The organism is Peribacillus muralis, assembly GCF_001645685.2.
GTDB lineage: Bacteria > Bacillota > Bacilli > Bacillales > DSM-1321 > Peribacillus > Peribacillus muralis_A.
The window spans coordinates 2,343,040-2,359,958 of sequence record NZ_CP017080.1 but is presented as its reverse complement, the minus strand read 5'-3'; the positions used below and the strand labels follow the sequence as shown (position 1 = coordinate 2,359,958).

The window sequence follows — 16,919 nt, the reverse complement described above, 5'->3', positions numbered from 1 at the left end:
AAATTGGTAGATTGAGTAAATTGTAATGTATTCGCGTAAAACCGTCAATTTACAAGGATATTAATTGGATTCGTAGGAATGAATCGGAAGGTTAAGAGAGAAGCAGGTTCCTTTCCCCTGTTCACTTGACACGTATATCATGCCATCCATGCTTTTGATTACACTGTATGTTACCATCATTCCCAATCCCGTTCCGGTATTTTTTGTCGTGAAGTAAGGTTCACCTAAACGATCTATTTGTTCTTGGGACATTCCAATACCTTGATCTTGAATTTTTATTTGGATGGTCGCAGCAACGTGAAATACATGGAGAGATAATACCCCCTCAGACATTGATTCAATTCCATTTTTGATGATATTGAACAGGCTTTGTTGAAATTTTTTGCTTTCCCCCACGATATAGTAAGCTTCATCGGCAAAAATGGATACCTTCAATTCAATTCCATTCTTGCTTGCCAATGGCTTAATGCTATTCACGACCTCTTTGATTTCAGCGGAGATTCGCAACCGCTCTCTATTTTCAGGACAGATGGAAGCAAACGTCAAATAATCATTGATGACGTCAGTGGCTCGATCTAATTCCTGCAAGGCAATAGTTGCATACTTCACCTTGGTTTGCGGGGATACGTCTTCACTTAACATTTGGATATATCCCCTGGTCACGGTAAGCGGATTACGGACTTCATGGGAAATGCTTGCGGCAAGGTGGCTAACGATTTGCAACTTTTCCGCTTTCACTAACTTTTCAAGCACCTGGAAATTCGCTATGATCACCTCCCAAAGGATGATGACAATGACGATTCCTATCACTTGAATGAAAAAATACTGTTTCCATAAGCTTATCCCTATGGTTAAGCCAAATAGTTGAGTCGAAACAAAATCTGTAAGAATATGGACAAGAAAAGTCAATGCTATACCGACGACGATTTTCTTAGCGACTGATATTTTCAGATAGTATTTTGAAATGAAAAATAGGGAAACGCCAATGAACGGAAAAGTGATGCAGGCTACATAAAATCCACTTTCCCCACCAGTTAAATAACGAATAAGCAGGGTAATCACTATTAATATCATACCTAACCGGTAACCACCATATAACCCCCCTAAAATAAAAGGAATCCATCGAAGATCCCAAACGAAATCCTCTTCCGTAACAACTGGAAATAACATACAGAGAACGAGTGAAAGAATCGGAAAGACGGCCAGGAACCAGCCCTTTATAGCTTTCAAACGGTACACATACTTCACTAGATAGATTACATGCGCCAAAAAGATCGGAAAAAGAATAATTAAAAAGTTAATCAGCAAATCCTTTGTCATGAGATTCATTTTTCACCGGACTTTCGATATTTTTCGAAGATTTAGAAAGGTACATAAATCATAACAAGATAGAGTACGATAAGCTAGTAAAACTATCAGAATGTGAAGTAAAAACGGCTGGTGTCAAAAGGAACGGGGAAGCTTGTATTGGTAAGGTTCGTGTGTGTAAATGAACAGGAAAAAGCACTGAAACGACCAAGCCATTTCAGTGCCAATAAGATTCATCGATTTATTTAATAAAGTGCCGATTTTGCGAGCATCGTGATGGTCGCATCATCCATTGGAGGATTATGAAGCCCTGCACGCACATCCCTATAGTAGCGTTGCAGCGGATTTTGCCGCTGTAAGCTTTTGGCACCAACGACTCTCATCGCCTTGTCGACGATGGAGAGCGCTTTGTTGACGACGGATAATTTGACGGCTCCCAATTGTTTCGCTAAAGCTTCACGTTCGTCTGGATGCTGTTCCCACTTTTCTGCTACAGAATATAGGAAATGGTGTGCTTCACTTAACTCAAGTTCCATTTCTCCAATTATCCTCTGAACATTTGGAAGGTCCCTTATAGGTCCTGGTAAGCTATTGGGTGAATATGTTTTCGCAAATTCCACGGCATAATTTCTGGCAGCTACTGCAATGCCCAAATAGCAGGCTGGTATATGTAAGAGCCATGCTTCGGGCTTCCGTTTTTCACCTGGCTTGCTTTTATGCACATAATACTTTTCTGGTAAACTGACGTCCGTTAATACCAAGTCATGACTTCCCGTTCCTTGCATGGAAATCATATCCCACGTTTCTTCTATATCTACACCCACTAGATCACGATGAACGAAGAAAGTGCCGACCAGTTCATCCTCGGGTACCCATGCACTCACAAGAAAAATGTCCAGGACAGGAGAAAGGGTCGTAAACGTCTTCCTTCCATTCAAAATCCATTGTTCGCCTTTTTTGATGGCGATCGTCTCAGGCCGGCCTCCGCGTGTCGGACTTCCAGTTCCAGCCTCTGAGGCCGCCGTATTGACAAGGGCGCCTGCTGACACTTCTTGGAACAATTCATCCATGACTCCTTTTTCCCACGGCTTCCTCTCCATTAACGACAGCACCGTTCCGACGTGCCACCCAATGCCTAAGGATGTGGGGCCGCAGTATTGAGCTATTTTTTCCTGGCATAGAAGAAAATCATACAGTGTCCCTCCATGACCTCCATACTCTTTTGCCAGCGTTAGTTTTGGATAGCCGAAAGCCTTTAATTCCTTAATATTCTCAAAAGGGAAACCATTTGTCGCATCGATCGTTTCTGATCGATTTGCAAAGCCTTGTATCGCTTCCTCCAACTTTTGTATATACTCTTTTTGCTTCCGTGATTGAAAAAAAAGCATGAAGAACACCCCTTCCATGATAAGCGATCTACCGAACCATCCAGCAGTAAAACCAACCCCTTCACCACTAGAACTCCCCTTTATCATATCACTTTAGTGGAGTTTATGATTTCAATTTGCTTATCAAGATTCATCGTCTTCATTTTTATAGTTCTTGTTGGCGTTTTTATAAGCGTTCTTTGCCTGATCGATATCTTTGTTTTCTACGAAGTAGGCAATCGCAGCATGACCGATGCCATAAGTCACTCCACCGGCGACCGCACCTGAAACGGCTATACCTGCAACTGGAATGAAGCGGACCGCTGCCCTGACTCCTTCCCTGACAAGGAGACCGATGCCTACATTGATTCCTAATGCCGCAATGAACTCACTCGCCGATTTGGTATTGATATCTTTATCGGCAATGAAACCGATGACCACGATCATCAAGCCTTGAATTCCTGTCAGTATTGGAAAATCGGCAAAAGGAATCGGTTCTGCTCCGATAATGCCGGCAATGGCCGTAAAGGTCCCTACGATCGTTCGTGCAAATTTTTTCTTGACGAATTGACTCTGGATCGCCTTGGCTGTCTTCAGTTTCGCTTCACTGGGTAAGGCCTCGATTAAATAATCCGAAAGTAAATCGATGTTCCAACGCATATCATATTCAATATTCCCGTTTTCATCAAAATCAATATAAGAACAAATCGGAATGATGTTCAAGAGCGGAATGTCATTTTCATCAAATCGCTTCGACACCAGCAGCATGGCCTCTTCAATATTCTGTTTTTTCTTGGGATTGGCATCAAAAGGTGCTTGTTTATAATGCGGAGGATCCAGTTCATCCACTTGGGTGACCACACAGATGACAGGCACGTCGTAATGGTGTTTCTCCTTGACGATTGTACGCAGCTTATTCAGCTCTTGTAAATCCTCTTCAATCCGAGAGTCGGCCTCCTTTGCTTTAATCAAGAAAAGAAACACATCAGGCTGTTCTTCCGTGACCGCCTTCATTATTTCTTCCAATGGGGTTTCTTCTTCGAATTCCTCTGTCGGTGCTTCACTTTCGCCTAATCCCCGGGAGTCCAATAGACGAATTTTCGGATTGGCATCACTCGGATACCAAAGCCATTTCCCTTTACCCGTTCCGGATTTTACAGAACTGACATATTGCCGTTCTTGACCAAACATCGCATTGATCAAGGATGATTTTCCCGAGCCGCGCCTGCCGACAAGTGCAATTCGCGGTTCCCTTGCATCGACTGTCATCGTTTTAAGTTTTAGGAGTTGGTCAAGCATTTTGTTCTTTTTGGAATTGGAAATGGGCAGTTTGTCGACTTGGCCTTTTATGAAACTGAATATGCTGCCCATTTCATCGTGTTTTTCTACCATTATGCATTCCCCCATGATATGAAGTGTTTTTAATGAGTTTTACCCTTGAATGATTCAAGATAAGCCTGTAATTTGAATCTTCCATACAATCTTATGGGGTACGCTTTCATTTCATCAATGACTTTTCTTTTAAGAACATAACGACACTTGCCATGTATTTTTGGATTTCCTGCACTTGAAAGGCGGCCGAATCCGCAATCTGTTTATAATGATGCTGACCCTCATCAGTAATTCGCAAATACCGTTTCGTACGTTTTTCACTTTCCCATCTGCCGACAAGTAGACCGGTCTCTTCCATTTCATGAGATAAATCGTATAAATAGCCGTTAGAAGCAATCCAGCCAAACTGATTTTTAAGCAATTCGCCGATTTCCCCCATATAAATGGGCTTCTTTGTGAAAGCTGCTTTTAAGGTGACGTATCGGACAAGGTCCTTTACGGAAATTATTTTCGAGAAATACGATCGATATTCTTCAGGAAGTTCTTTTGTAACAGGGGGATGTTCACCGGACCCCCGCAAATCGAACATGAACCGGTCAATAACCTTTTTCACTTCGGAAAACCGTTCAAGGAAATTCTCTTGATACCAGGAATATAGCTCCATTCCTTTTTCAGTGATCTGATAATAATTCCTGCCCTTATCCGTGTATAGGGATAAATGATTGGATTCTACAAGCATATTGGAAATCTTACATAAATAGTCATAGCTATGCACTTTCCCTGTGAACGTATTTTTCAGGTCCTGATGAATCGCCCGTGGATAATTCGCTTTTATTTTCAAGGAATGGAGTAAAAAAATCGTTAAAAATTCTCGCTGGCTTAATCCGACCGATTCTACCGTTGCAGACGGTTTTTCCCCTTTTTTCACTTCCCATACCTCCTTCATATTCTTTAATGATGATGCTAATAAACATTTCTTCCTTCTCCCTTATTATCCTGTGCTGCCACATAATAGTAAAGTTTTTAATGCTTAACTGCCAAGTACTAATTTTCAGGGCTCATTCCATGGTGCGATGATCGAATTCACAATATTCTGACGAGGTTGCTTGTGGGATATTATGAAATTAAGTAATGAGGCATTCCTTTAAAATCGATGATTGATCTAGATTTTTATGGCAAATCGAGATATTTCCATGACCGTTTACATGAGCTCAATATCGGCACCTTCTGGATATAAGGGCAAAGATTCCTCGTCTTCCGGATTTAATAAAGCTATATACTCCTACCAGAAGGTCGTTATCCGTAAGCTCATCAAGGCTGGTTTGTGCAGCTTTCACCAAATATACTAAAAAGTGGAACATGTTAGCCGTACCGCTGCCTAAATCCCCGCCATCACACGTACCATTTCCCTCCCAGCTTAAACATCCGTTCATTAAATCCTCTACTTCCTGTCTCTTTTCAAGCGTCGTGTTCCTCTCTTCTTCCGAATCATACCTGTATTGAACGACAAGCTGGAAAAATTCATCTTCATACAGGTAGCCACAGCCTTCATTGCCTTTTTCATCCGCTCGTTCATTCATTCAATTTATCCGCATTTGAAAAGACACTACCTTCTTTTTTTTCGGTCTATCCAGTATCTCCTACAGTACCGTAATGAATGACCAGCTTATTGCCGCCGTCTTATTTTTAAGATAATAAACCTGCTGACGCCTTCCTCGTTCTTGCGCATTACCGAAGATGTATGAAAATGGGGAGAGTTCAAAAAAAAGACAGACCCAAGAGTTCTATCCGGGTCCGCCGTTTGCGCTTACTGTTCAGTTAAAATGATCGGTTCTGCTTTCGTGATGACCAGTGTATGTTCATATTGAGCGGATAATTTTCCATCTGCCGTTCTCGCCGTCCAGCCGTCTTGATCCATTTTCATATGCCATGTTCCTGCATTCAGCATAGGTTCGATCGTGATGACCATACCTTCCTTTAAGCGGGCACCTTTACCTGGTTTGCCATAGTGAAGGACGGTTGGGTCTTCGTGCATCGTTTTACCGATCCCGTGACCAGTGAAATCGCGGACCACCGAAAACTTTTCACCCTCGGCATATGATTGGATTGCATGGCCGATGTCTCCCAGGCGATTTCCTGCCCGTGCAACTTCGATGCCTTTATATAAAGCATTCTTGGTTACATCCATCAAACGCTGCGTCTCTTCTGAAACCTGACCGACAGCATATGTCCAAGCGGAATCGGCCAAACCGCCGTTAAGATTCACGACCATATCAATCGTTACGATGTCTCCCTCTTTCAAGGCTTTCTTTTGCGGGAATCCGTGGCAAATTACATCATTCACAGATGCACACGTTGCGTATTTATACCCGTTGTAGCCCTTTTGCTCCGGCGTTGCTCCATGCTCTGCCAGGTATTGATCAACAAACTCTTCAATTTCCCAAGTCGTGATGCCCGGTTTGATCATATTAGCAATTTCTCTATGCGTCGCAGCAAGAAGTTTACCCGCTTCGTGCATTAACTGTATTTCTCGTTCGCTTTTAATGGTTATCATGTAAAAATCCTCTTTCATGTCATATCTAATCTGATTGAATCTCCTCATTTATCATATGCCTTTTTTTATATAAAAAGCAACCAAAAACCCGGTAAAAATGGCCGGGTTAACAATTTTATCGCCTTTCGCCTGTCCTTGGCAAAGCATTAGCTGAATTTCAAGATCTCGATTCGTAAATCTTTAATCCGTACCATTATTGAAAAATGAAAATTTTTTAGTGAGGATCCCTTCACTTACAATCGTTAGTTAATGTACCCCCTGATTAGAGATGGGGTACAGATTTCCATTTAACGCAAAGGATACTCTGCCTGTTTCCTCTGAAACAACCAATACAAGCGCGTCGCTTCGTTCAGTTAAGCCTAAAGCAGCTCTATGCCGCGTTCCTAATTTTTTGCCCCCAGTTGTTCTTGCTGAGAGCGGAAGAACATTTGCAGCCGAAGCGATATGGTTATGACTGACCAGCACTGCACCATCATGAAGGGGATTTCCCGGAAAAAAAATCGACTCCAGTAAAGAATGTGTTAACTCTGCTCCTATGGAAATGCCCGGTTGAATTAACGTTTCCAGAGAATCCTGCCGCTCAATCACAATTAATCCACCATGCCTTCGATTAGACAGATTTTGGACACCTATTGATATTTGAGGATATTTGTCCGTAAAGGGAGATAAATAGCAGTTTAAATAAAAAGTGGCAGCTTTCATATCAATGGAGGCAAATTTTTCTTTAATTTTTTCGAAATTCCCGAGTAAGCAATCATTCTCATTACTCATAGCCTCTAGATTAACCTCTAAAGCCGCTATCACCTGGCGAATATCTTCTTTCAACATTTGTTTCATCGGTGAAAAATCGCAATTCCCATCCTTCACAGTTAACCGCCCCCCACTAAATGTTTCATTCCCATTTTTATAAAATCATATAACCTGACCCGGAAATGTCAATCGATCGGCAATAATCATGTCTTTAATGTTTGTCTCCACAGCCTATTTATTCATCCATCCAATGAAAGGCTGCTTGGCACTTCGATTTTCTTTCCTTTTCTGCGTTTTACATTCAATCGGGTTGGATGCCACATTTTATTAGTTCATATGGGAATGGTAATGATATAAATAGGGGAATTTTTGGTGAACATCTTAAAATGGTGGGAGGGGTTAGAATGCCTTATGTAACGGTTTATGACCGAGGAACTTTTGAAGTTGAAATGGGTAAAAAGGTAGTATTGGCATTGGAAGATAACGGGGTAAATATCCTCCATCGCTGTGGCGGGAAGGGTAAGTGCACGACATGCAGGGTAGAGGTATTGGCAGGTGATTTTCTTGAAATCTCGAATGAAGAAAAAAAATCCTTTGAGGAAAATGGAATTGAAGATCAGCTCCGCTTATCTTGTCAAATATACGTAAATGGAGACATAGCGATTCGTCCGATCCTGACGGTTGAAAGCTCAGGTCTTGCCTCTGGCCCAAGGCCAGCTGACTGAAAGAGTGAAGTTTTAAAAATCAAAACGACTAAAATGGATGTTCTAGTCGTTTTGAAGATTTATCGTTGTATCACTTTTTTTCCATGACAGCAAAGTAATTATCCTCATTATCGGCAAAATTGAATACTTTACCGGAAGGCATCGTGACCATTTCCCCGACTTTGATATTCTTATCCAAATAATGTTTATATAATGTATCAAGATCTTCCGCGAAAAACATTAACGAAGGCGTCTGTAGATTCAATTCAGGCTGCATCTTCGCGATCAATTTTTTATTGTGTAGGATAATTCTCGTTTGCGCTTCAGCTGTCGGTGCTAGTTCAATCCATCTTAAGTGTCCGTTATCCTCATCGGCAACTACGTTAAAACCCACTTTTTCCGTCCAAAACTTCATGCACTCATCCTGGTTATTTACATATAGCATAATTTGACCTACTTGATTGATCATCTGCTTCGCCCCATTTCCTAGAGTAATGTTTCGTCCATCATAGAATATTGTTTGCAGAATCCTGTAATGACTCCTCCATGATTATACCAAATTCCAGGTCCATTCACTTCAAGTTTTCAGGAAATTGCAGCAGGGGCATTTATGGACCAAAACTGTAACGAAAATTTGTTTTTATTATAAAGGAAATCTTGCAGGTATTTCCGATTTTTCACAGAACATCTATACAGACTGATTTACATTTACAAGGGAGTGTGGGCGGATGGTTCTTAAGAAAGACGGCTTGTTGGAGATATTGGAAGGAAACAGACGATTGACGATGCGGGTGGTGGAAGCCTTTCCTGAAGAGGAGCTATTTCACTATGCACCGGCTGACAAGCTTCGTCCGTTTGCAGAGATGATTAAAGAAATCATGAACATCGAGAGTGCCTATATCCGTGGAATAGCTCTTCATGTATGGGATTTTCAAGATTCATTTGCAGCAATTTCAACTAAAGAGGATCTCATATCAGCCTGTGTAGCCATAAGAGAAGATACGCGGAAGCTGTGGCAGGAAGTTACGGAGGAAACGCTAGAGGTTATCGAAAAGGATCCTTTCTTTGGACCATTGCAAAGCCACTTTTCAAGGCTCCAATACGGCTTGGAAAACGAAATCCATCACAGAGGGCAAGGATACATCTATCTTAGGACACTAGGGATCGAACCGCCAGAATTTTTCGTCAGAGACTAAAAAGATGTAACGGCCAATCATATCTTGGCAATGGCACCATTCAATGGCACGTATAATAAAGGAGTGAGACAAATGTCGGTTGATGCTTATCTTAATTTTAATGGAAATTGTCGTGAAGCGGTAAAGTACTATTCCGAGGTTTTTGGAACGGAAGCAACGGATTTCATGACCTTTGGGGAAACTCCGCCCAACCCTGAATACAAACTTCCAGAAGAAGCGAAAGATCTCGTCATGCATGCAAGATTGAATATCGGCGGCAGCAACATAATGTTTTCCGATGTTTTTCCTGGCATGCCATTTATAGAAGGCAACAACATCAGCCTCGCATTCGTTTCGGGTAATTTGGAAGAAATCCAAACAATCTTTCATAGCTTAAAAGAAGGCGGAACGGTGGGTATGGAGCTTCAGGAAACATTTTGGAGTAAATTATACGGTCAAGTGACGGACAAGTTCGGAATCAACTGGCAATTCAACACGGGCAGCTGATAACTGCATGTTGTTAGGGGCATTTCCCTTTGGATATGGGGCTATTCCTATTGTGGAAGCATCCTCATGTCCTCTTTCCGCTTTGTTCTCTATACGGATGATCTCCAAAACCCCATTTTTTGCTGAAAATGTAGAGTGCAAGTACACAAAAACATGAAAACGAATGGGAGAAAATAATGAAAAACAAACTTCTAAAAATCACAACAAATCTATGGTTTGATACACAGGCTGAGGAGGCGGCTAGATTTTACACGTCCATCTTCGAAAATTCGAAGATTGGCAGGACCACATACTATGGAAAAGCGGGTCGGGAAATCCATGGAATGTCAGAGGAAACAGTAATGACCATTGAATTCGAGCTGGAGGGGCAGACATTCGTCGCATTGAATGGCGGGCCGCATTTCAAATTCACAGAGGCGATATCCTTTATCATCCATTGCGAATCTCAAGAAGATGTCGATTATTATTGGGAAAAACTTTCCCAAGGGGGAGATGAAAAAGCGCAAGCTTGTGGCTGGCTAAAGGATCAATTTGGAGTTTCATGGCAGATAATTCCTGAAAATATTACGGATATGATAAACGACACCGATCCCGATAGATCGGCAAGAGTAATGACAGCACTGTATCAAATGAAGAAAATTGATATAAATACATTAAAACTGGCGTATAACGAGTAGGATTTATTTAGATAAGTTCACAAGTGAGCTTCCGGACTATATTGGAGCAGTATTTAACTTGCTTGTAAGAGAAGCTTCTTTTCTCCAAGGAAATTTTAGCGGAATCCTTTTAACAACCATAAAAATAACCGAAGGAGTATGACCATGGCATACGTATTACAAGTGGATTTTAAAATGAATGGACCATTCGGAGAAGAAATGGCTGAGGCGTTTTCCGATATAGCGAGAAGCATCAATGAAGAAGAAGGCTTCATATGGAAAATTTGGACAGAAAGTCCCGAAACAAATGAAGCAGGTGGAATCTACACTTTTGAAACGAAAGAAACGGCTGAAACATATCTTGTTATGCACACTAATAGATTAGCTGACTTTGGAATTACAAACGTCAATGCAAAAATCCTTGCCATTAATTCAAAGCTTACTGAGCTCAATAAAGGTCCCGTATAATCATTGATTTTAAAAAACAGAATGAACGATGTTCCCCTTAAATGCCCTTATAAAGGAGATATAACAATTTACATCCTGTCTCCTTTTTTTCTTCTAATAACGACGATGCTCTACCCCATTGATATTGCCTCCTTCCTTTTCCTGAATACCCTCCGATTAGAAACGAAACATGTTCAGGGGTATACTGAAATACATAATCAAAATCGCATGATAAGGAGAAAGATGAACGATGGGCCATAAGATTGCATCTGACATTCAATACCGTGATGAAATGATAGAAAGAAAAATCCGCTACGACTCTTTAACCGTGGATCATCATTGCTTCTTGTTAGCGGCCACTGAAGATGAAGTCGTACTTTTTCACGAAGTCGGCGAAGCTTTCACAATGAATACTCCGGAAACCGAATTAACGATCTCGAAAGGATGCTATACAATTGCTTATTATTGGCGGCATCGCCCCTATAATTTATACATATGGAGAAACAAGCAAGGACAATATTTAGGTGCATATTTCAATATTGTAAAAAATACTACCATTCAGGACAAGATGGTTACTTTTGAAGACCTGATCATTGATATATTGGTTCTTCCTGATGGCGGCCGCTTTATCTTGGATGAGGACGAGCTCCCCGTCCCATTGAGTGTGTTCGAAAATGGGTCAGTCCAACAAGCTTTGAACGACTTATTGGATTCAATGGATGAGCTGCTTGCTCAAACCATTTTACAATCAGGCCATTTATATAAACAAGAAGACCTCCTTTCCATGATACGTGAGGGATAAAAAAACCTGCCAAAAACTTGGCAGGCAGGTCGATTGTAAACAGTTGAATCCATTATGGGGATGTCCTTACTCACTTTCCGCTTGAGCTGAAATGCTGTCTGCCAGCTCTTCAATGTTCTTGGTCACTTTTTCACTGTATGTATAATCACCGTAGCAATATGGATAGCGGAAATTATCCTTGTCCCCGCCGCAATCATAGAGCGAAGGGTCCTTCTCCACTTGGATCATCGAAAATTGTTTGGCCAGCTCTTCCGTATGCTTGCCCCCTTTTTTCGCTATGTAATCAATATAACCAATGCCCATGTTATAGGCTTGAATTATCGTCGCGAAATCCACGTTCTTTTCATTGCCATATTCATTGATTTTTCTGAAATGCTTCACGCCATACTTTATGCTCTCGTTTGGGTCATCGATCGTATTGGGGTCAAGCCCTGCAGATTCAGATGCCTGCATGGGATCACCACCACGCCCACGACTTTCCTGCTGCATTAAGGCAATCAATGTCGAGGTATGTTCTTCAAGCCCGTATTTTTCCAACTCGGCATGGATGATGGGGCTATACTTCTTCACATTGGCGAAAGAATCCAGGGGAGGTATCGACGTGGAAACATTTCCGTCAAATGGGTTTTGTATGACCTGCTTCATGACCAAAAATGCAAAAACCAAGCCCAGTATTACAATTATCTTCTTTGATTTCTTACGTTTTTTCTTCACATTCTCTCTCCGTAATCTCTAGGTTATATATTTATAGTTTAACAAAAAGTTAGCGTAATAACTATTTAGAATAGCATTTTTAATGATGCAAATTGAAATGCAGGCTAACTGATGGAAAGGTATACTATTGAAAGCTGCGCGCATTCACTGGAAGCCCACTCCTTTTAATCATGAAGGTATATTTATTTTGCCAGGTAGAAATACTAGTAATTGGAGGTGATATGTTTGGATAAGAAACAGTATCAACAAGAAAAGATGGATGATAAAAAGAAAAAAATCACGAATGATTTTGGGGCTGACCCAGATGAACAAGAGATGAATGGTCTGTATGGGATGCTTGAAACCGAATATGAAGATAAACTTCACGATAAAGAAAAGTGAGACTGCCTTTGTTAAGCGCCTTCTATGGCGTTTTTTTTATGCTGATGTGGATAGGATAAGAAGGTTGTACGAGCATGCCTGGATGTATTGATTGCCAACAACTTGGTTAGGGAGTCTAAGACACGCGAATATGAGCCTTCTCTATTTCTTTTTGCGATGATTTCGATAGAGGCATTTAGTGTAAAGTATAACGGTCCCCAATTCCCGCCTCACACCAAGCACTATGATCGTTCAGCACGCCAGTATGCTGTATGTCTGATCCATGGAGGTATATGAAAAAACACGCTAATGCCCCTTCCTTTGTTTATGCATATATAGCTTAATCCACCATCCTAGGCTTGGCAGGTTTGCAATCAGGCATCTCAGCGTTTGTAGCTTCCACACGTTTCATTAAATGATAGCATTCTTCACGCCACATATGATCGGCCATTAATGGAGAAAACGTTCCAAGCGCCTGCGCACTGAGCTCGAGCTCCTCCATTTCACTAAGGAAAAGCTGAAATAATTTCATTTCCAATGCTGCGGCTGTTTCCAACTTCTCGTTCATTTACCCTCCCCTGATATGTTATACGTATCGGAATCCTTCCTGACGATATATACTCCTTATCACATGGAAATCGAGAGGGCATCCACATGAAAACAAAATAAAAAAACCTGAGTGGTTTTTCAGGTTTTTTAATGATCGAATCATTCAATTACCACAGAAATGCAAGAAAGACTAAAGATGTGATTGCACCAAAGGCAAATCCATTTGCTGCGCCCCATCCATATCCTGCATTAAACCCTCCATATCCGAAGCCGCCCAAATCCCCCCCGCCGCCAAATGGTCGGATGTAAACCCGATTTGGTGTGACTTGATGGATGATTCCCCGATGAACCGCCCCTCTGCTTGTACGGATTTCAACTGGTCTTCCTACACCTTGCCTGCATTTATGATAATAATTATGGTATCCCATTTTCAACACTCCCCTTCGTTATCGATTCTACATCTTATGCACCCGGGGACTAGCCTGTATGGATTAAAGACCCAACGCTTATCATTCTTTGGCTCTAAAGCATAAAATGACCCAAACAGAACAACAAAGGAGAATCTGTCATGAATCATTCATACCAAGACGCTTTAGCCTTTATAGGAATGGAAGGTGCGCATCCAGGAGGATTTGATCTCACTAAGCAATTATTAAGTCAAGAAAAAATAGATCGTTCCTCCTTGATCCTGGACGCTGGATGCGGTACGGGGCAGACCTCTTATTATTTGGCAAAAACGTTTCATTGTCAGGTTTCTGCACTTGATATACACCCAGAAATGATCAAACAGGCAAAGATGCGATTCCAAAAATCAAACGTAAAAGTTAACCTGTTCACGAATTCCGTCGAAGCGATGCCTTTTGACAATGATCATTTTGATTTTATCATAGCAGAATCCACCACTGCCTTTACGGATATACAAAAATCACTTCGTGAGTATCATAGGGTCTTAAAACCGGGCGGCACTTTGTTGACCATTGATATGACAGCTGAAGCAAGTCTTGACGTTCAACAAAAAAAAGAGCTGATCACCTTTTATCATTTAACTGATATCTTGACGGAAGCCGAGTGGTTATCATCCTTGAAACAACATGCTTTTTCCAATCTTAAAATCCTGAAGTCCAATACAGTTTTAGAGGAGCTTATGCAATCTCCTCTTTCCGATAGCCGACTGGTTCCTTTGCCCCAGTCGGTTGACCGGATAATGCAGGAGCATTATCGTCTCATTCTAACGTATGGAAATCACCTTGGTTATAGAGTATACAGAGCAAACAAAGCATAAGCGATTACGCTGTCCTGTATCACTTCTTGAGGGAAACATCCGTGTAGGTTTCCTAATACTCTCAGCATGGTCATCCGTAAATTTTTACCGATAGGATTAACGAAGACGTGCGCGGGTATGTTAATAGCATATGTCTATTTACACAAAGGTCGATGCTGAAAAATAATTCAACACTTATGAAGTAGGGGTTCATTTTTAAAGGATTGATCATCACTTTAAGAACCCTTGTTTTTTTGTCCTTTCATAAATGGATCAGTTGAGCCTGACTAACATTTAGATAGGAGGATTTCATGTCATTTTTGATAACTATGCTCGGTTTATTAGGTACGACCATACTCGCTACAATAATGAATGCCAAATGGCCCCGCATCCCATTACCGATATACCAAATATCCTTCGGTGCAGCACTTTCCTTATTGCCGTTACACTTATCGCTTGATTTCCACTCGGAGTTATTCATGATTTGTGTCATAGCCCCCCTTCTCTTTACAGAAGGGAAAAATACGTCACGTAAAGAGATGCTTGAACTCCGTAAGCCTATCCTGTTACTGGCTTTTGGGCTTGTGTTTGTGACTGTGTTTGCTGGAGGGTTTTTCATTCACTGGCTGATACCGGATATGCCGATGGCCATCGCTTTTGCTTTAGCGGCCACCATTACCCCTACGGATGCAGTGGCAGTCCAATCGATTACAAAGGGGTTAAAGCTGCCGGGCAATATGTTGCCGATCCTTGAAGGAGAATCCCTTTTCAATGATGCCGCGGGAATCGTTGCTTTTAAAGTGGCATTGGCTGCTGCGTTGACAGGTGTTTTTTCCATAAAAGATGCTTCGCTCAATTTTATTTTTGTTGCGATAGGCGGTATCGTCGTTGGTCTTCTTTTAGGCTATTTAATCATTAAATTGCGTTTGTTTTTACGGGTTCAAGGACTTGAGGAAATCCCGATGTCCATCGTGATGGAGGTCATTACTCCATTTGCCATTTACATGGCTGCTGAAGAAGTCCATGTTTCCGGTATCTTAGCAGTAGTTTCCGCAGGTGTCATTCATGGCATCGAGCGCGACCGCCTTCAAAATACGACAACCAAATTACAAATTGTATCAACGAATATTTGGTCAGTTTTTGGATATCTATTGAATGGGCTTGTGTTTACTTTATTAGGATTCATGCTGCCTAGCGTCTATCAGGAAATTGAATCCAACCTGAATAGGGGCTCCCTCTTCGGAATAAGTGTATTGATCGTGCTTTTATTATTGGTGATCCGTTTTATTTGGGTATACTTCCTACATGATACGTTCACCAAGAATAGGGTCAATCCATTAGAACAATTCATCATGTCGCGGATTCATCAGGAAGACAACAAACCAAGCAAAGATAATGTGACTAGAACTCGGTATGCAATCTTGACATCTGTATGCGGCATTCATGGAACCATCACATTGGCGACCGCTTTATCCATCCCTTACTTCATGCCGGATGACTCCTTATTTCCGATGCGTAATACAGTATTATTTATCGCAGCGTGCGTAATTTTATTAAGCGTCCTATTAGCCACGGTCCTTTTGCCGATACTTGTAAAAGCACCGGATGAATCTGAAGACGAACGCCTAACTCCTGACGAAGCTCATAAAATCATTTTGAATAAAACGATTCATCAGCTGAGTAAAGAGTCCAATAGTGATAATCAGAAAGCCGTTTACCAAGTGATGGATGACTTGAATGAACAACTGATAGATTTGGAGCGAGGCATTACGAACAGACCGGATCATAAGTTGATACAGGATTTAGTCAAATTAGGAGCGAATACGGAATTGGAAGTCGTTTCTGGATTAGTCGATAAAGGAACCATATCGGAAACAGCCTTCGAGCTATACAAGGTCTATATTTCTAGAACGTTGAACTACGTGCAAAAATCATTTCTGCAAAGAGTATGGATTTCAATTCAGGCCATTCTTTTCAAGAAAAAGCTTAATGTCAAATGGGATAAAAAATGGGAAGCAAAGTTAGAGAATTCCTTGGATAAAAACGCTGATCTGATCCAGGAATTCCGTATAGCGCAAAAAGAAGCATCCAAGGAAGCCATTTCATTGATCAAACAACAAACCGAACCGGAAAATCGCCATGAAGTGATGCTTGTCATCCAAAGATATAACCGGTACTTGAATCCATTCCCGACCTTAAATGAACGAGAGGCAAACCGCCTGCAAGAAATCGTGAGTCATTTTCAGTTGAAAGCAATGCAAATTGAACGAGATATCATTCAGCAAATGGTGGAAGAAGATCGAATATCCTCCAAAACGGCAACTGACCTTAGACAAAACCTGATTTATGATGAAATGCTCATGATACAAAATTGATTGACAGATGAGAAATGAGAAAAACCCTGCCGCATCATGTTGATGATGAAAGGCAGGG

At 41.3% G+C, this 16,919-nt stretch carries 19 protein-coding genes and 1 pseudogene; 9 read left to right on the top strand and 11 right to left on the bottom strand.

Annotation, left to right across the window (positions count from 1 at the left end; translation table 11 throughout):
* Positions 1-60: 60 nt before the first annotated feature.
* From ABE28_RS11485 to cdaS, 7 genes are all read right to left on the bottom strand, one after another.
* Positions 61-1,329, bottom strand: coding sequence for a sensor histidine kinase (locus tag ABE28_RS11485; RefSeq protein WP_064465083.1), 1,269 nt, complete (start codon positions 1,327-1,329; stop codon positions 61-63).
* 224 nt (positions 1,330-1,553) lie between these two features.
* Positions 1,554-2,696 (bottom strand): acyl-CoA dehydrogenase family protein, encoded by a 1,143-nt coding sequence (locus ABE28_RS11480; RefSeq protein WP_064465084.1) that lies wholly within the window; start codon positions 2,694-2,696, stop codon positions 1,554-1,556.
* A gap of 123 nt (positions 2,697-2,819) precedes the next feature.
* Complete coding sequence (locus ABE28_RS11475; RefSeq protein ID WP_064465085.1) at positions 2,820-4,067, bottom strand: GTPase; 1,248 nt, start codon at positions 4,065-4,067, stop codon at positions 2,820-2,822.
* Positions 4,068-4,173: 106 nt separating this feature from the next.
* Positions 4,174-4,935 (bottom strand): PadR family transcriptional regulator, encoded by a 762-nt coding sequence (locus tag ABE28_RS11470; RefSeq protein ID WP_064465086.1) that lies wholly within the window; start codon positions 4,933-4,935, stop codon positions 4,174-4,176.
* A gap of 283 nt (positions 4,936-5,218) precedes the next feature.
* Positions 5,219-5,587: a hypothetical protein gene (locus ABE28_RS11465; RefSeq protein WP_083232051.1), complete on the bottom strand. Its 369-nt coding sequence runs from the start codon at positions 5,585-5,587 to the stop codon at positions 5,219-5,221.
* A 227-nt stretch (positions 5,588-5,814) separates the two neighbouring features.
* Positions 5,815-6,561, bottom strand: coding sequence for a type I methionyl aminopeptidase (gene map, locus ABE28_RS11460; RefSeq protein WP_064465087.1), 747 nt, complete (start codon positions 6,559-6,561; stop codon positions 5,815-5,817).
* Between the two features lie 246 nt (positions 6,562-6,807).
* The gene (cdaS, locus tag ABE28_RS11455; protein ID WP_083232050.1) at positions 6,808-7,428 is read right to left on the bottom strand and encodes a sporulation-specific diadenylate cyclase CdaS; all 621 of its coding nucleotides are present in this window, start codon (positions 7,426-7,428) and stop codon (positions 6,808-6,810) included.
* A gap of 287 nt (positions 7,429-7,715) precedes the next feature.
* Here cdaS and ABE28_RS11450 point away from each other — a divergent pair, with 287 nt between their 5' ends.
* Complete coding sequence (locus ABE28_RS11450) at positions 7,716-8,036, top strand: 2Fe-2S iron-sulfur cluster-binding protein (protein ID WP_064465088.1); 321 nt, start codon at positions 7,716-7,718, stop codon at positions 8,034-8,036.
* A 70-nt stretch (positions 8,037-8,106) separates the two neighbouring features.
* On the opposite strand, the gene ABE28_RS11445 is transcribed toward ABE28_RS11450, so the two are convergent.
* A complete protein-coding gene (locus ABE28_RS11445; protein ID WP_064465089.1) occupies positions 8,107-8,484 on the bottom strand; it encodes a VOC family protein in 378 nt (125 codons plus the stop codon).
* 259 nt (positions 8,485-8,743) lie between these two features.
* Here ABE28_RS11445 and ABE28_RS11440 point away from each other — a divergent pair, with 259 nt between their 5' ends.
* The 5 genes from ABE28_RS11440 (at position 8,744) to ABE28_RS11420 (ending at position 11,602) form a co-directional block, all read left to right on the top strand.
* Positions 8,744-9,211, top strand: coding sequence for a DinB family protein (locus ABE28_RS11440; protein WP_064465090.1), 468 nt, complete (start codon positions 8,744-8,746; stop codon positions 9,209-9,211).
* A 72-nt stretch (positions 9,212-9,283) separates the two neighbouring features.
* Positions 9,284-9,697, top strand: coding sequence for a VOC family protein (locus tag ABE28_RS11435; protein ID WP_064465091.1), 414 nt, complete (start codon positions 9,284-9,286; stop codon positions 9,695-9,697).
* A 176-nt stretch (positions 9,698-9,873) separates the two neighbouring features.
* Positions 9,874-10,374 carry a VOC family protein gene (locus ABE28_RS11430; protein ID WP_064465092.1) on the top strand — a complete coding sequence of 167 codons (501 nt, stop codon included), beginning with the start codon at positions 9,874-9,876 and terminating at the stop codon, positions 10,372-10,374.
* Between the two features lie 144 nt (positions 10,375-10,518).
* The gene (locus tag ABE28_RS11425; RefSeq protein WP_064465093.1) at positions 10,519-10,821 is read left to right on the top strand and encodes a monooxygenase; all 303 of its coding nucleotides are present in this window, start codon (positions 10,519-10,521) and stop codon (positions 10,819-10,821) included.
* A gap of 229 nt (positions 10,822-11,050) precedes the next feature.
* On the top strand, positions 11,051-11,602 hold the full coding sequence (locus tag ABE28_RS11420; RefSeq protein ID WP_064465094.1) for a ribonuclease FAU-1 family protein: 552 nt from the start codon (positions 11,051-11,053) through the stop codon (positions 11,600-11,602).
* A gap of 66 nt (positions 11,603-11,668) precedes the next feature.
* Here the strand turns inward: ABE28_RS11420 and ABE28_RS11415 are convergent, their stop codons facing one another.
* On the bottom strand, positions 11,669-12,316 hold the full coding sequence (locus ABE28_RS11415) for a lysozyme family protein (RefSeq protein WP_064465095.1): 648 nt from the start codon (positions 12,314-12,316) through the stop codon (positions 11,669-11,671).
* A gap of 216 nt (positions 12,317-12,532) precedes the next feature.
* On the opposite strand from ABE28_RS11415, the gene ABE28_RS24515 reads away from it, so the two are divergent.
* Positions 12,533-12,697: a DUF4021 domain-containing protein gene (locus ABE28_RS24515; protein ID WP_373921342.1), complete on the top strand. Its 165-nt coding sequence runs from the start codon at positions 12,533-12,535 to the stop codon at positions 12,695-12,697.
* A 319-nt stretch (positions 12,698-13,016) separates the two neighbouring features.
* Here ABE28_RS24515 and ABE28_RS11410 read toward each other — a convergent pair.
* Positions 13,017-13,235 (bottom strand): annotated as a pseudogene (locus ABE28_RS11410) (DUF2935 domain-containing protein); the annotation flags it as partial.
* 157 nt (positions 13,236-13,392) lie between these two features.
* Positions 13,393-13,653, bottom strand: coding sequence for a hypothetical protein (locus ABE28_RS11405; RefSeq protein ID WP_064465097.1), 261 nt, complete (start codon positions 13,651-13,653; stop codon positions 13,393-13,395).
* Between the two features lie 140 nt (positions 13,654-13,793).
* Between ABE28_RS11405 and ABE28_RS11400 the strand changes: the two genes are divergently transcribed.
* Both ABE28_RS11400 and ABE28_RS11395 read left to right on the top strand, forming a co-directional pair.
* Positions 13,794-14,507 carry a class I SAM-dependent methyltransferase gene (locus ABE28_RS11400; protein ID WP_064465098.1) on the top strand — a complete coding sequence of 238 codons (714 nt, stop codon included), beginning with the start codon at positions 13,794-13,796 and terminating at the stop codon, positions 14,505-14,507.
* Positions 14,508-14,797: 290 nt separating this feature from the next.
* On the top strand, positions 14,798-16,861 hold the full coding sequence (locus ABE28_RS11395; RefSeq protein WP_064465099.1) for a Na+/H+ antiporter: 2,064 nt from the start codon (positions 14,798-14,800) through the stop codon (positions 16,859-16,861).
* Positions 16,862-16,919 lie beyond the last annotated feature (58 nt).

What these genes read in the sequence shown, in the direction of transcription:
- ABE28_RS11485 (WP_064465083.1), bottom strand. Translation starts at nt 1,329, where the DNA reads ATGAATCTCATGACAAAGGATTTGCTGATTAACTTTTTAATTATTCTT.
- ABE28_RS11480 (WP_064465084.1), bottom strand. Translation starts at nt 2,696, where the DNA reads ATGCTTTTTTTTCAATCACGGAAGCAAAAAGAGTATATACAAAAGTTG.
- ABE28_RS11475 (WP_064465085.1), bottom strand. Translation starts at nt 4,067, where the DNA reads ATGGTAGAAAAACACGATGAAATGGGCAGCATATTCAGTTTCATAAAA.
- ABE28_RS11465 (WP_083232051.1), bottom strand. Translation starts at nt 5,587, where the DNA reads ATGAATGAACGAGCGGATGAAAAAGGCAATGAAGGCTGTGGCTACCTG.
- map (WP_064465087.1), bottom strand. Translation starts at nt 6,561, where the DNA reads ATGATAACCATTAAAAGCGAACGAGAAATACAGTTAATGCACGAAGCG.
- ABE28_RS11450 (WP_064465088.1), top strand. Translation starts at nt 7,716, where the DNA reads ATGCCTTATGTAACGGTTTATGACCGAGGAACTTTTGAAGTTGAAATG.
- ABE28_RS11445 (WP_064465089.1), bottom strand. Translation starts at nt 8,484, where the DNA reads ATGATCAATCAAGTAGGTCAAATTATGCTATATGTAAATAACCAGGAT.
- ABE28_RS11440 (WP_064465090.1), top strand. Translation starts at nt 8,744, where the DNA reads ATGGTTCTTAAGAAAGACGGCTTGTTGGAGATATTGGAAGGAAACAGA.
- ABE28_RS11435 (WP_064465091.1), top strand. Translation starts at nt 9,284, where the DNA reads ATGTCGGTTGATGCTTATCTTAATTTTAATGGAAATTGTCGTGAAGCG.
- ABE28_RS11430 (WP_064465092.1), top strand. Translation starts at nt 9,874, where the DNA reads ATGAAAAACAAACTTCTAAAAATCACAACAAATCTATGGTTTGATACA.
- ABE28_RS11425 (WP_064465093.1), top strand. Translation starts at nt 10,519, where the DNA reads ATGGCATACGTATTACAAGTGGATTTTAAAATGAATGGACCATTCGGA.
- ABE28_RS11420 (WP_064465094.1), top strand. Translation starts at nt 11,051, where the DNA reads ATGGGCCATAAGATTGCATCTGACATTCAATACCGTGATGAAATGATA.
- ABE28_RS11405 (WP_064465097.1), bottom strand. Translation starts at nt 13,653, where the DNA reads ATGGGATACCATAATTATTATCATAAATGCAGGCAAGGTGTAGGAAGA.
- ABE28_RS11400 (WP_064465098.1), top strand. Translation starts at nt 13,794, where the DNA reads ATGAATCATTCATACCAAGACGCTTTAGCCTTTATAGGAATGGAAGGT.
- ABE28_RS11395 (WP_064465099.1), top strand. Translation starts at nt 14,798, where the DNA reads ATGTCATTTTTGATAACTATGCTCGGTTTATTAGGTACGACCATACTC.